22 protein-coding genes are annotated in these 17,376 nt (G+C 64.9%); 8 read left to right on the top strand and 14 right to left on the bottom strand.

The annotated features are described in order from the left end of the window. Positions 1-9: 9 nt before the first annotated feature. From A3M7_RS0122860 to A3M7_RS0122820, 9 genes are all read right to left on the bottom strand, one after another. Positions 10-1,044 carry an ATP-grasp domain-containing protein gene (locus A3M7_RS0122860; protein WP_027545977.1) on the bottom strand — a complete coding sequence of 345 codons (1,035 nt, stop codon included), beginning with the start codon at positions 1,042-1,044 and terminating at the stop codon, positions 10-12. Further along, positions 1,041-2,069, bottom strand: coding sequence for a putative zinc-binding metallopeptidase (locus A3M7_RS0122855; RefSeq protein ID WP_027545976.1), 1,029 nt, complete (start codon positions 2,067-2,069; stop codon positions 1,041-1,043). Before A3M7_RS0122855 ends, A3M7_RS0122860 begins: the two co-directional genes overlap by 4 nt. Before the next feature lie 312 nt (positions 2,070-2,381). Continuing rightward, positions 2,382-3,335 (bottom strand): ribose-phosphate pyrophosphokinase, encoded by a 954-nt coding sequence (locus A3M7_RS0122850; protein WP_027545975.1) that lies wholly within the window; start codon positions 3,333-3,335, stop codon positions 2,382-2,384. A 194-nt stretch (positions 3,336-3,529) separates the two neighbouring features. After that, the gene (locus A3M7_RS0122845; RefSeq protein WP_027545974.1) at positions 3,530-4,135 is read right to left on the bottom strand and encodes a hypothetical protein; all 606 of its coding nucleotides are present in this window, start codon (positions 4,133-4,135) and stop codon (positions 3,530-3,532) included. A gap of 120 nt (positions 4,136-4,255) precedes the next feature. Further along, positions 4,256-5,188, bottom strand: a complete 933-nt coding sequence (locus A3M7_RS0122840; RefSeq protein WP_027545973.1) for a MerR family transcriptional regulator — start codon at positions 5,186-5,188, stop codon at positions 4,256-4,258. Positions 5,189-5,260: 72 nt separating this feature from the next. Next, the gene (gene pgeF / locus A3M7_RS0122835) at positions 5,261-6,028 is read right to left on the bottom strand and encodes a peptidoglycan editing factor PgeF (protein ID WP_027545972.1); all 768 of its coding nucleotides are present in this window, start codon (positions 6,026-6,028) and stop codon (positions 5,261-5,263) included. Next, entirely contained in the window at positions 6,028-7,143 is a 1,116-nt protein-coding gene (locus tag A3M7_RS0122830; protein ID WP_027545971.1) for a class I SAM-dependent methyltransferase, read from the bottom strand. Before A3M7_RS0122830 ends, pgeF begins: the two co-directional genes overlap by 1 nt. 20 nt (positions 7,144-7,163) lie before the next feature. Beyond that, a complete protein-coding gene (gene lgt / locus A3M7_RS0122825; RefSeq protein WP_027545970.1) occupies positions 7,164-8,009 on the bottom strand; it encodes a prolipoprotein diacylglyceryl transferase in 846 nt (281 codons plus the stop codon). Between the two features lie 15 nt (positions 8,010-8,024). Continuing rightward, positions 8,025-8,756, bottom strand: coding sequence for a dienelactone hydrolase family protein (locus tag A3M7_RS0122820; protein WP_027545969.1), 732 nt, complete (start codon positions 8,754-8,756; stop codon positions 8,025-8,027). 166 nt (positions 8,757-8,922) lie between these two features. Between A3M7_RS0122820 and A3M7_RS0122815 the strand changes: the two genes are divergently transcribed. From A3M7_RS0122815 to ychF, 4 genes are all read left to right on the top strand, one after another. Further along, positions 8,923-9,183: an accessory factor UbiK family protein gene (locus A3M7_RS0122815; protein WP_027545968.1), complete on the top strand. Its 261-nt coding sequence runs from the start codon at positions 8,923-8,925 to the stop codon at positions 9,181-9,183. A gap of 266 nt (positions 9,184-9,449) precedes the next feature. Continuing rightward, a complete protein-coding gene (locus A3M7_RS0122805; RefSeq protein ID WP_027545967.1) occupies positions 9,450-10,175 on the top strand; it encodes a 50S ribosomal protein L25/general stress protein Ctc in 726 nt (241 codons plus the stop codon). A gap of 58 nt (positions 10,176-10,233) precedes the next feature. Beyond that, positions 10,234-10,839: an aminoacyl-tRNA hydrolase gene (gene pth, locus A3M7_RS0122800; protein ID WP_027545966.1), complete on the top strand. Its 606-nt coding sequence runs from the start codon at positions 10,234-10,236 to the stop codon at positions 10,837-10,839. 5 nt (positions 10,840-10,844) lie between these two features. Beyond that, positions 10,845-11,942 carry a redox-regulated ATPase YchF gene (ychF, locus tag A3M7_RS0122795; protein WP_027545965.1) on the top strand — a complete coding sequence of 366 codons (1,098 nt, stop codon included), beginning with the start codon at positions 10,845-10,847 and terminating at the stop codon, positions 11,940-11,942. Positions 11,943-12,060: 118 nt separating this feature from the next. Here the strand turns inward: ychF and A3M7_RS0122790 are convergent, their stop codons facing one another. Further along, positions 12,061-12,357, bottom strand: coding sequence for a DUF4282 domain-containing protein (locus A3M7_RS0122790; protein ID WP_027545964.1), 297 nt, complete (start codon positions 12,355-12,357; stop codon positions 12,061-12,063). Positions 12,358-12,526: 169 nt separating this feature from the next. Between A3M7_RS0122790 and A3M7_RS0122785 the strand changes: the two genes are divergently transcribed. From A3M7_RS0122785 to A3M7_RS49805, 3 genes are all read left to right on the top strand, one after another. After that, a complete protein-coding gene (locus A3M7_RS0122785) occupies positions 12,527-12,979 on the top strand; it encodes a MaoC family dehydratase (RefSeq protein ID WP_027545963.1) in 453 nt (150 codons plus the stop codon). Then, entirely contained in the window at positions 12,979-13,458 is a 480-nt protein-coding gene (locus A3M7_RS0122780) for a MaoC family dehydratase (RefSeq protein WP_027545962.1), read from the top strand. The genes A3M7_RS0122785 and A3M7_RS0122780 overlap by 1 nt, the downstream gene beginning before the upstream one ends. A gap of 197 nt (positions 13,459-13,655) precedes the next feature. Beyond that, on the top strand, positions 13,656-13,802 hold the full coding sequence (locus tag A3M7_RS49805; protein WP_027545961.1) for a hypothetical protein: 147 nt from the start codon (positions 13,656-13,658) through the stop codon (positions 13,800-13,802). 39 nt (positions 13,803-13,841) lie between these two features. Here A3M7_RS49805 and A3M7_RS49800 read toward each other — a convergent pair whose 3' ends face one another. The 4 genes from A3M7_RS49800 to A3M7_RS0122755 all read right to left on the bottom strand — a co-directional run bounded on the left by A3M7_RS49800 (position 13,842) and on the right by A3M7_RS0122755 (position 16,783). Next, a complete protein-coding gene (locus A3M7_RS49800) occupies positions 13,842-13,979 on the bottom strand; it encodes a hypothetical protein (RefSeq protein ID WP_018648329.1) in 138 nt (45 codons plus the stop codon). Positions 13,980-14,274: 295 nt separating this feature from the next. Continuing rightward, positions 14,275-14,700: a hypothetical protein gene (locus A3M7_RS0122765; RefSeq protein WP_027545960.1), complete on the bottom strand. Its 426-nt coding sequence runs from the start codon at positions 14,698-14,700 to the stop codon at positions 14,275-14,277. 349 nt (positions 14,701-15,049) lie between these two features. Beyond that, complete coding sequence (locus A3M7_RS0122760) at positions 15,050-15,964, bottom strand: hypothetical protein (RefSeq protein ID WP_027545959.1); 915 nt, start codon at positions 15,962-15,964, stop codon at positions 15,050-15,052. Between the two features lie 378 nt (positions 15,965-16,342). Next, entirely contained in the window at positions 16,343-16,783 is a 441-nt protein-coding gene (locus A3M7_RS0122755; protein WP_011090168.1) for a nuclear transport factor 2 family protein, read from the bottom strand. Positions 16,784-17,164: 381 nt separating this feature from the next. On the opposite strand from A3M7_RS0122755, the gene A3M7_RS47030 reads away from it, so the two are divergent. Next, positions 17,165-17,376: helix-turn-helix domain-containing protein (locus A3M7_RS47030; RefSeq protein ID WP_156936965.1), on the top strand; the 212-nt coding region annotated here is incomplete at its 3' end.

Here is a 17,376-nt window from a genome sequence, read left to right as displayed (position 1 = left end):
GTCTTGGCCTCACCCCAACGACACGCCCGCCTTCGCCCGGCTGATCCCGAGCGTCAGGATGCGCTGCAGGAGATCCGGATATTTCAGCCCGGCATGTTGAGCCGCCGTGGCGAATTCCTGGCTCTTGGCGATCTCGGGGTTGGGATTGGCTTCGATGAAATACGGCGTGCCGTCGGCGGCGAGACGAAAATCGATACGCGCATAGCCGTCGAGGCCGAGCGCCCGGTAGATGCGCTTCGCGGCGCGCTGGATGCGCGCGGTGACTTCGGGCGCGAGGTCCTTCGCCGGCCCGTCGACGATGCCGACCTTTTCCTGATAGTCGGTGTCGTGCTTGGCTTTCTCCGTGGCGATGTGCCGTGAGCTGCGTCCGCCCATGCTGCCGAATTTCAGTTCCCAGACCGGCAGAACACGCAGCCGGTTGTTGCCGAGCACGCCGACATAGAGCTCGCGCCCCTCGATGAACTGCTCGGCGATCGCGGCGGATTCGACGCGCTCGTGGATGAAGGCGACCCGCTCCGCGAGCTTCTCGTCGGTATCGACGATCGATGCCTGCGAGATGCCGAAGGACCCGTCCATGTTCAGGCTCTTGACGATCAGCGGCAGCGCAAGGCGCGTCGGGCGTTTCACCTTGCGGCGCATCGGGAAGACGGCGAAGGCCGGCGCCGCGATCCGGCGGTGATGCACCAGCGTCTTGGACAAATCCTTGCCGCGCGCCAGGATCAGGCCGCGCGGATTGCACCCGGTATAGGGGACCTTCAACAGCTCGAGATAGCTGGCGATGTGCTGGTCGTAGGCGACGTTGTTGTGGAATTCCTCCAGCAACGTGAAAACCACGTGCGGCTTGAACTCTTCGATCGCCTCGCGCACCGGCTTGATTTCGTCCTGCGCGCCGAGGGCGCGAACCTCGTGGCCGGCCGCGCGCAAGGTGCTGACCACATCGTATTCCGTTTTCCACGCGTTGATTTCCTGCGCGGTGTATCCGTCGCTTGAGTCCGGAGGCATGAAGTCCGGATGCATCAGGACCAGAATGCGCAGGCGTCTCATAGCGCGATCCATTTGCGCCGAGACGGGCCAAACAGCGCGTGCATCGTCTTGGCGGTCACGAGGACGGTGAAATCGAGAACGAGCTTCTGTTCGGGGCCGACGGCGCGCAGATCGAGCTCGCGGCAGCGGGAGATCATATCATCAAGCACGGCATCGAGCGTGAGCTGGTTCTCGCCGGTCCACCGCGCGACCAATTGCCTGATCTGGGCGCGGTGCCGCCTGATCAGGCTCGAAGCCGGCTTTGACCGGTAATGCCGTGGATCGGCGGAAAACAGCCTCGAGAGGTCGCGGTCGTAGGTCTTCGGCGGCGTGAAGGCGTAGAACGCCTGCTTCTTCTTGTAGTGGTCGTCGAGCGTCTGGCTGAGCTTGCTCAGCGGGTCGACACGCTCTCGCGTCGTGATAAGCGGCCGCTTGCCTGCGATCTCGCCCATCAGTTCGTCGACATATTCGAGCTTCTTCAGTGCCGGCCAGCCGGCATATCGTGTCCGCCAGTTCGAGCGCGGCCGCAGCCACACCGCAAAGGTTTCGGCGAAGTCTTCGTCAGGATGGCTCTGCGCGTACCAGAGCCGAAGATGCTGGACATAGCGCCGGCTCGCCGGATTGGGCCGGTAGTAGCGCGGATAGTGCTTTGACGATGGGCCGAACAGCTGCTGCCAGCGTCGGCGGCGCTGCAACTGATAGCCGTGCTGGATGGCATGGCCTGCCTCGTGACGGAGGATGGCCATGCACTCGCGCCAGGTTCCGCCCTCGACGTCGAACATCATCCTTTTCTCGAGCTTCATCAGGCGGGGATGGGCGAGATAGAACGGGATGGCGATGCCGGGCACATCTCCCGGACTGAACCATTCGCTCGAGATCCATGTGTGCGGCCGCAGCCGGATGCCCCGCTCTTCCAGCTCCTCGTGGAGCGTGCCGACGCAATCCTCGAGCCAGGTACCTTCGACGGTAACCCTCAGGCTGCTGAGGCGTTGCTCGAGCAATTCGTCATCCGACAGCTTCTCCCAGGCAAATTTCCGGCGTGGCATCAGGCATCCAGAGGGCAGAGATGACTCGGCGTCCGGATGATGTCATGGGCCGCGGTTGGCAACAACCCGTGGGGCTAGGTCGTAAGGGACGCAAGCGTCGCGCACTCCCTCGCCCCGCTCTTGTCCGCCGAAGCCTTGGCGAAGGCGGATGCGGGGCCGCGGCGAGCTTCGCTCGCGCTGAGAGGGTGGGGTGAGGGGGAGTCTCCACAGGAACGGTGAGAGCGAGACTCGCGGAGAGTCCCCCTCACCCGGACTCCGCGCTTCGCGCGAATTCCGGCCTCTCCCCGCAAGCGGGGAGAGGCGAAGAAAAAATTAATCGAACAGGCTCGACACCGACTCTTCCGCCGCGGTGCGCGCGATCGCGTCCGAGATCAGGCTGGCGATCGGCAGCGTGCGGATGTTCGGCGCCTTGCTCACCGCTTCCGTCGGCAGGATCGAGTCGGTGATCACGAGCTCCTTCAGCTTGGAGTTGGTGATACGGGCGGCCGCGCCGCCGGAGAGCACGCCGTGGGTGATGTAGGCGTAGACGTCCTTGGCGCCCTTGGCGATCAGCGCGTCGGCCGCGTTCACCAGCGTGCCGCCGGAATCGACGATGTCGTCGACCAGAATACAGCTGTAGCCGGAGACGTCGCCGATCACGTTCATGACTTCGGATTCACCCGGCCGCTCGCGGCGCTTGTCGACGATGGCGAGCGGGGTGTTGATGCGCTTGGCGAGTCCGCGGGCACGGGCCACGCCGCCGACGTCGGGCGATACCACCATCACCTTGGAGAGGTCGAAACGTTCGCGGATGTCGCGCACCATCAGGGGGGCAGCAAACAAATTGTCGGTCGGGATGTCGAAGAAGCCCTGAATCTGGCCGGCATGCAGGTCGAGCGTCATGACGCGGTCGACGCCGGCATGGGTGATCAGATTGGCGACGAGCTTGGCCGAGATCGGCGTGCGCGAGCCGGAGCGGCGGTCCTGCCTGGCATAGCCGAAATAGGGGATCACTGCGGTGATGCGGCGCGCCGAGGAGCGGCGCAGCGCGTCGGTGATGATCAGCAGTTCCATCAGATTGTCGTTCGCCGGGAACGAGGTCGACTGGATGATGAAGGCATCCGAGCCGCGGATGTTCTCCTGGACCTCGACGAAAATCTCCATGTCGGCGAAGCGCCGCACAACCGCTTTGGTCAGCGGCATGTCCAGGCCTTGGGCAATGGCCTGGGCGAGAGCCGGATTGGAGTTGCCGGCGACAAGCTTGATGGAGCCGTTCTTGGCCGACATAGACGCTTCCTCCCGCGCTTTGCTGGATAGGACGTTCAACATCTGGGAATACCCACTTGAAGCACGGTTATGACGGGCGAGGAAATATCAGGCCGAGGGCCGCAATGGCAACCCGGGATGCTACGTTTTCCCTTTGAAAATCCTGAGTCGGGCCAACGGCTTGGCCGCAACTTGAGGCCGTGGTTTAGCGGGGGTTATCGCTCGGCGTAGCCGAGCGCCGAGGCCGGCATGTCGGGTGCCGGTGCCTCCCGGGTCACGCTTGCCACCGCCGGTCCCCGCAGGCCCGGAGCCTCCGGCGTGCCGTTGATCATGTTGGAAAGTCCGCTGAATCCGGCCTGGGCGATCTTCCGCAGCACGAGGTCGTCGGCGGCTCCCCAGGGATCGCGGCCCCCCTTGCTGGCGGTGGGTTCCTCGCCGGAGAGGCGCAGCGCCCGCTGCTGGTTGGCGTCATAGACGTCCCAGACCCAGGCGATCACGGTCCTGCCGCGCACGATCTGGGCGGAGAGGTAGCTGCGCACGCGGTAGGCGGCCGAACCCTCGCGGGAGACCACGGACAGGCTGCGCAGCTTGGATTCGCTGTCGAGCACGCCGACCATGCGGTCGAATACCTGGGGCGGGGGGCCGTCGATGGATTCGAAGGCGACCGTCGCGCCCGAGCCGGCGCTCGGTGCCATCGCATAGGAGTTGGCGGCACTACCACCACCGCCGGCGCAGCCGCCAAGCGCGGTCGCCGCCGCCAGCAGCATGACCGCCAGCACGCGCGAACCCGCGCGGCCCAGGATGAATGACGCGTCCCTCATTATGGAGGGCAGCGATATCGTTAAAATGCATTAACGTCTAGGGCGGGAAAGCCACATCGGCACCTGGGAGCGCGTCGCGGCCGGAGCCGGTGGCGATCGGGCCGCGATCCGCATGCTGGCTCAGGTTGCCAGATGATGCCGCATTGCGGCCTGGATCCACACCCATTCCCGGTTCGGGCTGGTGTCCGGAGACTGCCCCCTCATGATGGCGACCAGTTCCCAATAGCGGTTCGCGCGAGCATCGTGCCGAACATATTTCGTGCGCATCCAGTTGCGGAAGGCGGCGTCGGGCTTCTGGTTCATCAGGTGGGCCGAAGTTTCCAGCCAATCCCGCGCCAGCTCATTGGCTTGCGCGGATGACGGATCCAGCCCCTGTTCGATGGCTTCCTTCGCCCTGAGCACCATGGCGTCGCTGGCTTCTTGACAGGCCTTCATATCGATGACCTCGCGATCCCAGACATCACCGGCGTTGGCTCGCATATTGGCGATAAAGGAGGGATCGCTCAGGAGAGCTGCAAGCTCGATCCATGCGTCACATTGCTCAGGCGTTGGCTCGTCCGGCAGTTCGGGGACGGACGCTTCCACCATCTGGCGCACCCATTCCTGATCGATGTTGATGCCGTCGGACACTCTTTCAAAAAAGCGCTCAACCACGTTGCGTCGTTCCACGCGGGACAGTTGCGTCATGCTCCAAAATCTCCTCAGGTCGGCTTCGGTGAGTTGCGGTGAACGCAACGCAGCCCGCAGCGCGGCGGCGACGCGGCGCTGGGCGGCGATCTCCGCCTCCAGCGCCTCGAGCCGCAGCTTCAGAGCCTCGGCCAGCGACAGCTCCTGGCAGAGGACCTCCCGGATCGCATCCAGGCCAAGGCCGGCATCACGGAGACAGCGGATGAGCTCAAGCCGGACAAGCTCGCTATCCGTGAAGACGCGGTAGCCGCTCGCAGTTCGGTCCGCCGGCGGCAACAATCCCTCGTCCGAATAGAAGCGAAGCTTGCGGACCGAAATGCCGCAGAGCCGTGCCGCTTCGCCGATGCTGTAGGTACGTTGCTTCATTCCGCCGTTCTGCGGTTTCCAGCAGGTGGAGAGTCAAGGCCGTTTTGAAGCAGGAACGAAGCGACGGCCGGTTCATCCCTCCAGCGCGATCGCGTGAACGTGCCGGCCGTAGTCCGGCTCCTTGCGATGCACCGAGCGGCGATAGCTGAAGAAGCGCTCGTCGGCGTAGGTGTCGAGGCCGAGATCGTCGATCATCAGGATGCCGGCGGCCTCCAGCCGCGTCCGGATGAAGCCGGCGAGGTCGAACATCGCGTGGCCCTCGCGCACCGACGGAATGAAGAACATCGCGTTCTCCGCGTCCGTCTCGATGAAGCGCGCCAGGAACTCGTTGCCGACTTCATAGCTCTCCTGCCGGATCAGCGGGCCGATCGCCGTGATGATGCCGCCGCGCGTGGCGCCGAGCTTTTCCATCGCTAGAATCGTCGCCTCCAGCACGCCGGTCAGCGCGCCCTTCCAGCCGGCATGGGCGCAGCCGATGACGCGCGCATTGGGATCGACGAACAGCACCGGCCCGCAATCGGCGGTGGAGACGCCGAGCGCGATGCCGGGCGTCTTGGTCACCAGCGCGTCGCCCTTCGGCCGCGGCCCGCTCGGCCACGGCGTCTCGGCAACCAGCACGTCGGGCGAATGGATCTGGTGCAGGCTGAGGAAGCGCTCCGGCGCCACACCGACATGCTCGGCCATGCGGCGGCGGTTCTCCGCGACAAGGGCCTGATCGTCGTTGGAGCCGAGCCCGCCATTCAGCGCGGCATAGATGCCGCCGGAGACACCGCCTTCGCGGGTGAAAAAGGAATGGCGCAGGCCGGGCACCGCCGACAGCAGCGATGAAGCGAGAGTCATCAATTCCCCCCGGCCTGTTCGAGATCGCTGAGGCCGGCAAGGCCTGACAGCCGCGGCTCGGAGATGCCGAGCACCTTGAACATCGAGCCCATGCCGCTACGCCCGGTGTCTGTCAGGCGCTTCAGCGCCACGGAAATGTCGGTGGCGACCTCGGGCGCCGCCTTCTGCATCAAGGCGGCTGCGCGGGTGTCGATGCCGACGCGCTTGAGGAAATCGCCCTGCGTCACCGGCCCGTGCACGCGGGCGCCGACATCCTCGGCCGCGCGCGCCAGCGCCTGGAAATCGACATGGGCGGTGACGTCGGCCTGGCCCGGCGCCTTCAAGGGATCGGTGAAGGTGTGGCGCGCGATCGCCTGGAAGGTGTCGCCGGCATCGCTGCGCAAATGGCCGTAATCGATGATCAGCGCCGCACCGTCCTGGTCGCGCACGCGCGTGGCGAGCTTCATCATCTCGCCGTCCGGACGCCATTCGAACACGGCGCCGACGGGCGCGGCGCGCACCAGGGGCGGCAGCAGCACGTCGAAGCGCGGCGTCGGCTCGGGGGCCGCGCCGAACTGAAGCTTGCCGTTGGGATCGATCTCGATCACGCGCTCGTGCCAGCCGTTCTCGCGCTTCACCATCTGGTGGATCGGCAGCACGTCGAAATATTCGTTGGCGAGGATGATGCTCGGGCCTTCGGGCACGTCGTCGATGCTGTCGTGCCAGGCGATGTGGCGCACGCCCGACAGCATCGCACTCTGCCGTTCGCGCAGGACGGGATTGACCTCGACCAGGTGGATATGAAGCGCCTGGTAGAGCGGCGGCAGCACGCGGAGCGCGCGCAACGCATCCGCCATCATGGTGCCGCGGCCGGGGCCGAGCTCGATCAGCCGCAAGAATTGCGGCGAGCCCATCTGCTTCCATACCGAGGCGGTCCACAGTCCCAGCAGCTCGCCGAACATCTGGCTGACCTCGGGCGCGGTGGTGAAGTCGCCCTCACGCCCGAGCGGATCGCGCGAGACGTAATAGCCGTAGCGCGGGTGCATCAGGCACAGTTCCATGTACCGCCAGACCGGCATGGGGCCTGAGGATTTGATCAGCGCCTTGATCTCGTTGAGTAGCGGCTGTTCGGTCACGGCCTTCTTCTCGAAAGGAATTAACTGATAGCCCCGATGGGCCTCGGCGCACCGCGCCTGATAGCCAATACAATAAGTATGAGGCCTACAATAAGCATCGGGATCGACAACAGCATGCCCATGGTTAATCCGCCCCAGAGGAAGCCGAGCTGAGCGTCCGGCTCGCGGAAATGCTCGCCGGCGATCCGGGTCAGACCATAGATCAGGATGAAGGCGCCGAGGATCATGCCGGGCCGCTTCAGGGCGCCGAGGCGGATCATGATCGCAAGCACCGTGAACAGCAGGATGCCCTCCATGCCGGCCTCGTAGAGCTGGCTCGGATGACGCGGCAGCTGCGTCGGGTCGTTGGGGAAGATCATCGCCCAGGGCAGGCTCGCATCGGTGGCGCGGCCCCACAATTCGCCATTGATGAAATTGGCGATGCGCCCGAGCAGCAGCCCGACCGGCGCGACCGCGGTGGTGATGTCGCCGAGCGACAGGATCGGGATGCCATTGCGATAGGCGAACCACATCACCGCGACGACGCAGCCGAGGAAGCCGCCATGGAACGACATGCCGCCCTCCCACAATCTGAAGATCGCGGCGGGGTGATCGATGAAGAAGGGCAGATTGTAGAACAGCACGTAGCCGGTGCGGCCGCCCAGGATGATGCCGAGCGTGACCCACAGGATGAAGTCGTCGATCTGCACCAGCGAGATCGGCGCCGGCCCGCCCCATAAACGCTCGTTCTTCAGGAGCGAGCGCGCATAGAGCCAGCCGAACACGATGCCGCAGATATAGGCCAGCGCATACCAGCGGATCGCGAACGGACCGATCTCGAGTGCGATCGGCTTGAAGGCGGGAAAGTCGATGAGCAGAAAGGGCATGGCGCCTTCGAGGGGCTAGACGAGGTTGCGGCGATAGAGCGCCAGCAGCCGCTCCCAATGCCGCTCGGCCGCGTCGCGGTCATAGACCGGACGCTTGGGGAAGGCAAAACCGTGATGGGTGCCGGGATAGATCTCGACCTCGGCTTTCGCACCGCTCATGCCCTGCTTGACCTTCTCGATGATCTCGGTCGGCGCATAGATGTCGGTTTCGGCGCAGGCGAAATAGAGCTCGGCGCTGGTCTTGCCGGCGGCGAGATGCGGGCTGTCGTCCTGGTCGGTCGCAAGCTGCGTGCCATAGACCGAGGCGGCGGCCTTGACGCGACCTGGGAAATGCGTGGCGGCGTTGACGGCGTAGCGGCCGCTCATGCAGTAGCCGACCGTGCCGACAATCTTGGTGTTCGCGGCGGCCTGGCCCTCGGCGTAAGCGAGCAGCGCGCTTGTGTCGTCCATGATCATGGGGATGGTGAGCGAGCTCATCAGCGCGAACATACGCTTGCGCTCCGGTGCGTTCGGGTCGGCCGGCAGCGCGCCGAGCTCCATCACCCCGGAGCGGTAATAGAGGTTCGGCAGCATCACGTAATAGCCTGATGTCGCGAGCCGGCGCGCCATGTCGCGCAGCTCTTCGCGGATCGCCGGCGCATCCATGTAGAACAGGATGACCGGAAACGGCCCGCCACGTTCGGGATGGGTGATGAAGGTTGCGGTGTGGCCGTCCCTGGTGGGAATCGCGATCTGCTGGTCGATCATCTCGTGCGCCTTGTGATTCTTCTTATGCCGGGACGTTGAATACGATTGCAAGGAAACCGGGGCATGACAAGGATACCGCCGATCGGCCCTTGATCCGTTCCGCCCGGATTGCCATTGTCTTTTCGAGCGTTCGCGCAAAGTTTATCGGAGCTGCCAGGAGACCGAAATGACCCAGACCAACAACCGGTTTTTCGACGAGATCGGCCGCCTGATGAACGACGCCGCCGGCGCGGCCCAGGGCGTCAAGCGCGAGTTCGACACGGTGATGCGGACCCAGGCCGAAAAATTCCTGCGCGACATGGACCTGGTCAAGCGCGAGGAGTTCGAGGCGGTCAAGGACATGGCCCGCCTGGCGCGTGAGGAGAACGAGGCCCTGAAGGCGCGCATCACGGCGCTGGAGGGCAAGCTGGGCGGGACGACTAGCTGAGGTCGTCATGCCCGGGCTTGTCCCGGGCATCCACGTCTATCGTCCTACCCGGGAATACGTGGATGGCCGGGACAAGCCCGGCCATGACGGTGTTCCGGGCCACACCGGTCCTCGCAAAAAATCCCCGCATTTCCTTGTCATTTCCGCGTCTTCCGGGTAAAAGCCCGCCACGTCCGCGGCCCCCGCACCCCTGGAGGCTTGCTGTGGACGATGCCATGGGCCGCGCTGCGGCCCATTAACTTTTGCAAAAACAAGGACTTAACGTTATGGCGACGACCGTCAAGGAATTGAAGGCGACCGCACGTCCGAAGAGCGGCAAGGGGGCCGCCCGGGCTGAGCGTCGCGCCGGGAAAGTGCCCGGAGTGATCTATGGTGACAAGCAACCCCCGCTCCCGATCTCGGTTGACGATCGTGAACTGCGCCAGCGCATCCTCGCCGGCCGGTTCCTGACCACGCTGGTCGACATCGACCTCGACGGCAAGAAGCACCGCGTGATTCCGCGCGACTATCACCTCGATCCGGTCAAGGATTTCCCGATCCATGTCGACTTCATGCGGCTCGGCGAAGGCGCCACCATCCGCATCAGCGTTCCGCTGCACGTGGTGAAGGCGGAAGGTTCGCCCGGCGTGAAGCGCGGCGGCGCCGTCAACATCGTCGCGCATGCGATCGAGCTCGAATGCGGCGTCGAGAGCATCCCGCAATTCATCGAGGCCGACGTCGGCTCGCTCGAAATCGGTCACTCCCTGCATCTGGCTGACATCAAGCTGCCGGCCGGCGTGAAGGCGCTGACCCGCGAGGACGCGACCCTCGTCACCATCGTGCCGCCGTCCGGCTACGCCGAAGAGCAGAAGGCTGCTGCTGCGGCCGCGGCTGGTGGTGCGGCTCCGGCTGCGGGCGCTGCTGCTCCGGCGGCTGGTGCTGCTCCGGCGGCTGGCGCGGCTGCTCCGGCAGCGGCTGCCAAGGCTCCCGCCGGCGGCGACAAGAAGAAGTAATCTCTCAAGGCTGGCGCGCGGTCCCTGATCGCGCGCCGAGCGAGGGGCGCGCCGCGTCATGCGACTCTTTGTTGGGCTCGGCAATCCCGGCGCGAAATACGCACGTAACCGGCACAATATCGGCTTCATGGCCGTCGACGAGATCGCGCGGCGTCATGGTTTCTCGCCATGGCGCCGCAGGTTTCAGGGCGAGACCTCGGAAGGCGCGCTCGGCACTGAGCGCGTGATCCTGCTCAAGCCGACGACCTACATGAATGAATCCGGCCGCAGCGTTCAGGAGGCGGCAGGCTTCTTCAAGATCGCCCCTGGCGACGTCACCGTGTTCCATGACGAGCTCGAACTGCCGCCGGGCAAGGTGCGCGTGAAGGTCGGCGGCGGCATCGCCGGCCACAACGGTCTGCGCTCGATCTCGGCGCATATCGGCAACGACTACCGCCGTGTCAGGCTCGGCATCGGCCATCCCGGCGTCAAGGAACTGGTGCACGGCCACGTGCTGTCGGACTTCGCCAAGGCCGACAACGACTGGGTGGCGACGCTCTGCGACGCGGTCGCCGAGCACGCCGCGCTGATCGCCAAGGGCACGGACGCGACCTTCGCCAACAGGGTGCATCTTGCCATGCAGGCGAAGGGATTTTTGACCAAGGACGACAACGGCAAGGAATAGCGCTCGTGGGATTTAAATGCGGGATCGTCGGGTTGCCCAATGTCGGCAAATCGACCTTGTTCAACGCGCTGACCGAGACGGCCGCGGCGCAGGCCGCGAACTATCCGTTCTGCACCATCGAGCCGAATGTCGGCGAAGTCGCCGTGCCCGATCCGCGGCTCGACAAGCTCGCGGCGATCGCCAAGTCGGGCCAGATCATTCCGACCCGGCTGACCTTCGTCGACATCGCGGGCCTGGTGCGCGGCGCCTCCAAGGGCGAGGGCCTCGGCAACCAGTTCCTCGCCAACATCCGCGAGGTCGACGCCATCGCGCATGTCGTGCGCTGCTTTGAAGATTCCGACATCGCCCATGTCGAGGGCAAGATCGCCCCGCTCGCCGACATCGAGACCATCGAGACCGAGCTGATGCTCGCCGACCTCGACAGCCTCGAGAAGCGTGTCGACAACCTCAGCAAGAAGGCCAAGGGCAACGACAAGGACGCCAAGGAACAGCTCGACCTCGTCAACCGCACGCTGGTGCTGCTGCGCGAGGGCAAGCCCGCACGCCTCGTCGAGCGCAAGGCGGAGGAGGAGCGTGCCTTCGGGATGCTCGGCCTGCTCTCGTCCAAGCCCGTGCTCTATGTCTGCAACGTCGAGGAAGGTTCGGCCGCGACAGGCAATTCGTTCTCGAAGGCGGTGCAGGAGCAGGCTGCCAAGGAAGGCGCCGTCGCCGTCGTCATCTCCGCCAAGATCGAATCCGAGATCGCCACCATTTCGCGTGAAGAGCGCGCCGACTTCCTGGAGACGCTGGGTCTCGAAGAGGCCGGCCTCGACCGCCTGATCCGCGCCGGCTACACGCTGCTCGACCTCATCACCTATTTCACGGTGGGCCCGAAGGAAGCGCGTGCCTGGACCATCTATCGCGGCACCAAGGCGCCGGGCGCGGCCGGGGTGATCCACACGGACTTCGAGAAGGGCTTCATCCGCGCCGAGACGATCGCGTATGACGACTACGTCGCGCTCGGCGGCGAGGCCGGCGCCCGCGATGCCGGCAAGCTTCGGCTTGAAGGCAAGGAATACGTCGTCGCCGACGGCGACGTGATGCATTTCCGGTTCAATACGTAAGGTCTCGTTGTCATTCCGGGGCGCGCCTCTTGGCGCGAGCCCGGAATCCATTTGTCCGCGTACCCTGAGGCTTGATGGATTCCGGGCTCGCGCTACGCGCGCCCCGGAATGACGAGCCTCACTTCATCCCGCCGCCCTGGTCCCGGATCGCGCCGAGATGCTCGTTGATGCGGAAGACGATCAGGATCAGTTCCGCGACGATGCGCGAGAACACGATGCCGACGACGACGCTCGCGATCGACGACAGCAGCACCAGGAAGCCGCCGAACGGGCTGATCGCCATCGCCGCTAGCCCTGAGAAGATGCCGGAGAGGCCGAACAGGCAGATCAGCGCGATCACCAGCCAGTAGAAGGTCTTGATGATCGTCGGCGTGATGAAGCGGTCCCACTGAAACAGGTCGCTGAATGAAAACATCGCTCTCCCCAGGACAAATCGGGCCTTGTCAAATCGGGCATCGGCCCTCGGTTGATCCGACTCAAGGCCAGGATCGCCGCGTCGAATGTAGCACGAGCCATGCGGGCCGGCGGGTTGAGATTGCCGCAAAGTGCGGCCACAATCTGTCATTTCCGCCAGCAATCCCAAGATGACCCTGACCTTCGAAGATTTCCCGCCCGGCCGGTTCGGAACGTTCGGCCCGCGCCATGTCACCCGCGACGAGATCTTGGCCTTCGCCGCCGAGTTCGATCCGCAACCGATGCACCTGGACGAGGACGCCGCCAGCAAAAGCATGCTGCGCGGCCTGTCCGGATCGGGCTGGCACCTCTGCTCGCTGATGATGCGGATGATGGCCGACGGCTTCATCACCCGTGCCGCCTCGCTCGGCTCGCCCGGCGTCGACGAGGTGCGCTGGCTGTCGCCGCTCAGGCCCGGCGACGACCTCATGCTGGACGTCGATGTGCTGGAGGCGCGCACCTCGAAGAGCCGCCCCGAGCTCGGCATCGTCAAGTTCAAATGCACTGTGCGCAACGCGACGGGACAGGCGCTGTGCGAGATGACCTCGCCGATCCTGATCAAGCGGCGCGAGGGGGCGGTCTGATGCGGTTCTTCGAGGACATCGAGATCGGCCACCGCCGCGAGATCGGCGCCTACACGTTCACGGCGGAGTCGATCAAGGTTTTCGCTGCAAAGTTCGACCCGCAGCGCTTTCACCTCGACGAGGAGGAGGGCAAGAACTCGCTGTTCGGCGGGCTCGCGGCCTCGGGCTGGCATGTTGGCTCGGCCTGCATGAGCCTGCTTGTCGCGGACGGCCAGCGCCTGGCGCGAGAGGCCGCAGAGCGCGGCGAGGAGGTCGCGGTGTGGGGCCCGTCACCGGGCTTTCGCGACCTGCGCTGGATCAGGCCGGTGCTCGCCGGCGACACCGTCTCTTACGCCAATGTCGTCATGGACAAACGCACCTCCGCCTCGCGCCCCGGCTGGGGCATTTTGACGGCCCGCACCACCGGCACCAACCAGCGCGGCGAAGAGGTCTACGCCATCACCGCCAGCGCCTTCGTGCCGATGCGGAAGACGGGTTAGATCAGTTCCAAGATGAACGGCTGAAAAGAGCGCGCAAGTGTTGCCCGCGCGCTATGGACGCTATTCCGGACGGCTGCCATAAGCCTGCGCAACATGGTTACCCGCGAAGCAGTTGGCGGAACCATCGAGTTGCTAACCAATTATGAACCTGTCGCTGTCTATTTGAACGAATAGGCAGAGGACAGGGGACGAGGACCATGGCTGACCGCGGCGCACTCAAGTTTGTTGGATTTATCTTTGCTACCGCGACGTTGGCCGTGATGCTGGTCGCCGGCATGGTGGTGAAGGGCTATGCCGATGGCGCCTACACCCTGGAAGCCTCGACCGTGGAAGCTGCCCGGTAAGACTTCGTTAACTTTTCGGGGCCGGCGTCCGGCCTCCGCTCATCGGCTATAGACGAACGCCAGCACCGCGATCGCAACCGCCAATAATCCAACGAAGCGCAGCATGATCGTGCCGAACTGGTTCGGCGCGGGGCGCAGCGGTATGGGGTCCGTGGTATCGGGCCGAATGCTTTCCATCTGAAATATCCCCCGGGCCCGGCCGCAACGCTGCGGGGGCTTGGCATTGGTCGCCGGGAAGGGGCGGAGGGTTCAAAGCCAAATCCTCCGCCGTCATGCCCCGGCTTGACCGGGGCATCCAGTACGCCGCGGCCTCTCGGCTCTTGCCTCACTGTCGCTGGAATACTGGATCACCCGCCTTCGCGGGTGATGACGCCCAGCGTGAGGAGCGTGCGCGCACCCATCACGCCCCCAGAATCAAAACCGCCGCGCCCCTTTCGGAACGCGGCGGCCGGTGATGCCTGGTGCTGACCGATCAGCTGTTGCGCAGGCCGTCGGCGGCGCGCTTCCACTGCGCGACGTTGTCGGCGATCATGCGGGTCGACTTCATCGCGGCCTGGCTGAGCTGGGCGTAGCCGGAGATCTCGCGCTGGACGCGCTGGCCTTCGGCATGGAGCAGGTCGCGCAGGCTCTCGAGTTCGGAGATCAGGTTCTCGATCTCGGCGAGCGAGGTGCCGGCGACGCGCTGGATCAGCGAGTTGACGTTGGTGACGGTGGCCTCCGCGCTCGGATCGAGCGCCGGTGCGTCGGTGGTCGTCGCCGCCGGACGGCGCAGATAGGCGATGTCGTTGCGGACGAAGTCACGGATGCCGGCTTCGACTTCCGTCACCGCGGCGAGATTGCTGTCGACGACGGTCTCGGTCTCGGCGGCTTCGATCTTGTCCGGACGAATGGCGTTCATCGTTGTTCCCCTGTTCGCGTTGAGCGCAGCGCGAGTGTCCCCCGCACGACGATGTCTGTAAGGCAATTCGCATCAGGGCGTCGGATTTTGACCGTAACTGGGCCAAGATGCGGCAAGGGCGGACCATTCGGGGGTTTTGCCGTGGCGTATGGTTAGGAATGTCTGAACGGCGCAACGCGCATCGAATCCATCCCCTCATGGTGAGGAGCGCGCCCTTCGCGCGCGTAGCGGACGATGCTTCGCATCGCCGCGGGAACCATGCAGGCCCGGCTGTAGCAGTGGGGCCTCGATCCTTCGAGACGCCGCTGCGCGGCTCCTCAGGATGAGGGGAGAGAGTGCAGCGTTAAGCTCACCAGCTCTTCTTGAACCCCGCCGTCAGGCTCTTGTTGATCGCGCCCTGCGAGGTCTCGCCGACCGAGCCGGAGACGGTGACATTGTCGAACAGCTTTTGCTCGGCGCCGAGCTTGCGCAGCCATTTGTCGTCGGTGGTCGACAGCGTCTGGCCCGCGGTGATGCTGGTGCCGGTATCGGTGAGGGTGACCTTGGCGGACTGATCGGTCTCGTAGTTGCGGGTGATGTGACCGCCGATGCCGGGGACCGCGGTCGTGCCCTGCTGGTTGACGCTGTAGCCGTTCTGGAGCGTCAGCGACGTGTCGCCCGACAGCGGCATCGATTTGGTGAGGGAGGCGCCGATCTTGCTCTGCTCGGCGCCGGGATCGACGCGGGCTTCCACCGCGGTCTTGTCCCAGATCGGGCCCGCGCCTGGCGCGGTCGCGGCCGCCCAGGCGCTGCCGGAGGATTGCGGCAGGCTGCCGCCATTGGCGGCCTTCTGCGCCAAGAGCTCGGACATCGTCCGCGGCTCGCTCGTCACCGTCATGTCGGCGCCGATGCGGGCGTCCCAGAACGAGGAGACCGACTGCTTCACCGTCACCGCCGAGGAGCCGTTGGCTTTGGCGTTCGACGACCAGTTCATCCCGTCATTGGCGGCGGCCTGCGCGCGCTTCTTGGCGGCGATGAGGTCGTTGAGCGTGCCGGCGTCGATCGCGAGCTGGCTCCAGTCGAGCTTGTCGACGTCGATGCCTTTGAGCACGTCGGGGTCGTTGACGTCGGGGGCTTCGGCTGCCTCGGCCTCGTCGTCGGGCGTGGCCGCGCGTGGGGAAAAGGGCGGAATGATCTGCGCCGAAACCGTCAGAACCGAGCCCAGAATGAACGCGGCCGCCAGCACCGGCAGCCTGGTCCAGCCAAAACCTGTCGAGAATTCCATCGTCCTGCCCGCGAACCCCAGCGCATGCTCTCCGATAATATATATCGGCCTTCCGCAATGACCATGCGCCATTCCACGCAAAGGATGCTGATCTATCGTTGCGAAATTGTGGCGGCTCGCCTCGCCCAGAGCATGATCCGGACCCGAAGGGCCGCGCCAGCGCAAAGTGTGCAGCGGTTTTCCCTCGCGACAAGCGCGGAACGCGTTTGCGCGGAGATCATGCTCAAACAACTGGAATGGCGAACCAACGGGCCGCGCGAAAGGCGCGCGCCCGACAACGGGCTTCCGGCACGACGGCATCCGGCGGGGCTGGAGGCCAGGACGTCGCGCCACGCATCGTCATCGGTCCCGAAGAGCGGGGCCCGTTGGCGTCTCCCCTCAGCCGACGCTGCTCATCTTCGGCAGATGAATGGCGCGGCCGAGTGCCTGCTCGACCAGGTCGAAGGTGTCGATCAGCACGCGCAAGCTGACGAGCTTGCCCGCCCTGAACTGGGCGAACTGCGCGACCCGCAAGGAAATCGGCTTGTTGGAATCCAGCGCCGTCAGCGAATAGCGCAGCATCGAGGCGGCGGAATCGACGCCGAGCATGATGCTCTCGCGGTCGAAGCGGCGGACTTGGAAATTGTCGGCGAGCTGGCGGATGACGTCGAGCACGGCGTCCTTGCCCTGGCGCGCGCCGAGGAACGGAAACATGTCGATCGGGCCGTAGAGCGCCCACTCGACGTCCTCGTCGATCAGGGCCTCGATATCCTCGAAATGCCGGTCGTTGATCGCGCGGTGCAATGCGCGCGAGAAACGCCAGAGGCTGTGCTCTGTCATTTTGGGCAGTCCTGAAGCTGGCTTGCGAAAAACGGAGAACAGCCCGATGCACCGGAAACGTGCCGCGGGGCCGCTCAACTCATTTGTATACGAACAAAATAGGAGATTTCGGCCGAAACGCAATTCACGTTTTCGCAATGCACAATTGACCGAGTTTTGTGAGATTTACAACAGAACCCCGTAATCTTCCGGTCGTGGGCCTATGGAACCCGAACTGCGCCACATCCTCGGTGTCGTCCTGGCGAAAGCCAGGACCCATAGCCACCGAATCCTGCAATGGGCACGCTGGCGGTTAGCAAGGTGCCACCATATCGGCAGTCGGGGTAATGGGTCCCCTGAGTTCACAAACGAAGTGCAACACTTCCAACTGGAGGTGTTGCCATGGGGCGGACTTACAAACAGCTCTCCCTTGACGATCGATGCGAGATTGCCCGCCTTTCGGCCAATGGCAACTCGGTCGGGCAAATCGCGGCAGCTTTGGATCGCCCGCCATCAACGATCTCTCGGGAGCTGAGGCGGAACCGTGGCAGGCAGGTCGGCTACAAGCCAAGCTATGCTCAGCAGCAGACCCGGGCGCGGCGCTGGAAGGGTTC

This window comes from Bradyrhizobium sp. WSM2254 (assembly GCF_000472645.1).
GTDB classification, from domain to species: domain Bacteria; phylum Pseudomonadota; class Alphaproteobacteria; order Rhizobiales; family Xanthobacteraceae; genus Bradyrhizobium; species Bradyrhizobium niftali.
The sequence above is the reverse complement of the archived record's forward strand: the minus strand, read 5'-3'. Positions and strand labels throughout refer to the sequence as shown.

Bases quoted from the DNA above. Each gene is read 5' to 3' on its own strand.
- A3M7_RS0122860 (WP_027545977.1), bottom strand. From the start codon at position 1,044: ATGAGACGCCTGCGCATTCTGGTCCTGATGCATCCGGACTTCATGCCT.
- A3M7_RS0122855 (WP_027545976.1), bottom strand. From the start codon at position 2,069: ATGCCACGCCGGAAATTTGCCTGGGAGAAGCTGTCGGATGACGAATTG.
- A3M7_RS0122850 (WP_027545975.1), bottom strand. From the start codon at position 3,335: ATGTCGGCCAAGAACGGCTCCATCAAGCTTGTCGCCGGCAACTCCAAT.
- A3M7_RS0122845 (WP_027545974.1), bottom strand. From the start codon at position 4,135: ATGAGGGACGCGTCATTCATCCTGGGCCGCGCGGGTTCGCGCGTGCTG.
- A3M7_RS0122840 (WP_027545973.1), bottom strand. From the start codon at position 5,188: ATGAAGCAACGTACCTACAGCATCGGCGAAGCGGCACGGCTCTGCGGC.
- pgeF (WP_027545972.1), bottom strand. From the start codon at position 6,028: ATGACTCTCGCTTCATCGCTGCTGTCGGCGGTGCCCGGCCTGCGCCAT.
- lgt (WP_027545970.1), bottom strand. From the start codon at position 8,009: ATGCCCTTTCTGCTCATCGACTTTCCCGCCTTCAAGCCGATCGCACTC.
- A3M7_RS0122820 (WP_027545969.1), bottom strand. From the start codon at position 8,756: ATGATCGACCAGCAGATCGCGATTCCCACCAGGGACGGCCACACCGCA.
- A3M7_RS0122815 (WP_027545968.1), top strand. From the start codon at position 8,923: ATGACCCAGACCAACAACCGGTTTTTCGACGAGATCGGCCGCCTGATG.
- A3M7_RS0122805 (WP_027545967.1), top strand. From the start codon at position 9,450: ATGGCGACGACCGTCAAGGAATTGAAGGCGACCGCACGTCCGAAGAGC.
- pth (WP_027545966.1), top strand. From the start codon at position 10,234: ATGCGACTCTTTGTTGGGCTCGGCAATCCCGGCGCGAAATACGCACGT.
- A3M7_RS0122790 (WP_027545964.1), bottom strand. From the start codon at position 12,357: ATGTTTTCATTCAGCGACCTGTTTCAGTGGGACCGCTTCATCACGCCG.
- A3M7_RS0122785 (WP_027545963.1), top strand. From the start codon at position 12,527: ATGACCCTGACCTTCGAAGATTTCCCGCCCGGCCGGTTCGGAACGTTC.
- A3M7_RS0122780 (WP_027545962.1), top strand. From the start codon at position 12,979: ATGCGGTTCTTCGAGGACATCGAGATCGGCCACCGCCGCGAGATCGGC.
- A3M7_RS49805 (WP_027545961.1), top strand. From the start codon at position 13,656: ATGGCTGACCGCGGCGCACTCAAGTTTGTTGGATTTATCTTTGCTACC.
- A3M7_RS49800 (WP_018648329.1), bottom strand. From the start codon at position 13,979: ATGGAAAGCATTCGGCCCGATACCACGGACCCCATACCGCTGCGCCCC.
- A3M7_RS0122765 (WP_027545960.1), bottom strand. From the start codon at position 14,700: ATGAACGCCATTCGTCCGGACAAGATCGAAGCCGCCGAGACCGAGACC.
- A3M7_RS0122760 (WP_027545959.1), bottom strand. From the start codon at position 15,964: ATGGAATTCTCGACAGGTTTTGGCTGGACCAGGCTGCCGGTGCTGGCG.
- A3M7_RS0122755 (WP_011090168.1), bottom strand. From the start codon at position 16,783: ATGACAGAGCACAGCCTCTGGCGTTTCTCGCGCGCATTGCACCGCGCG.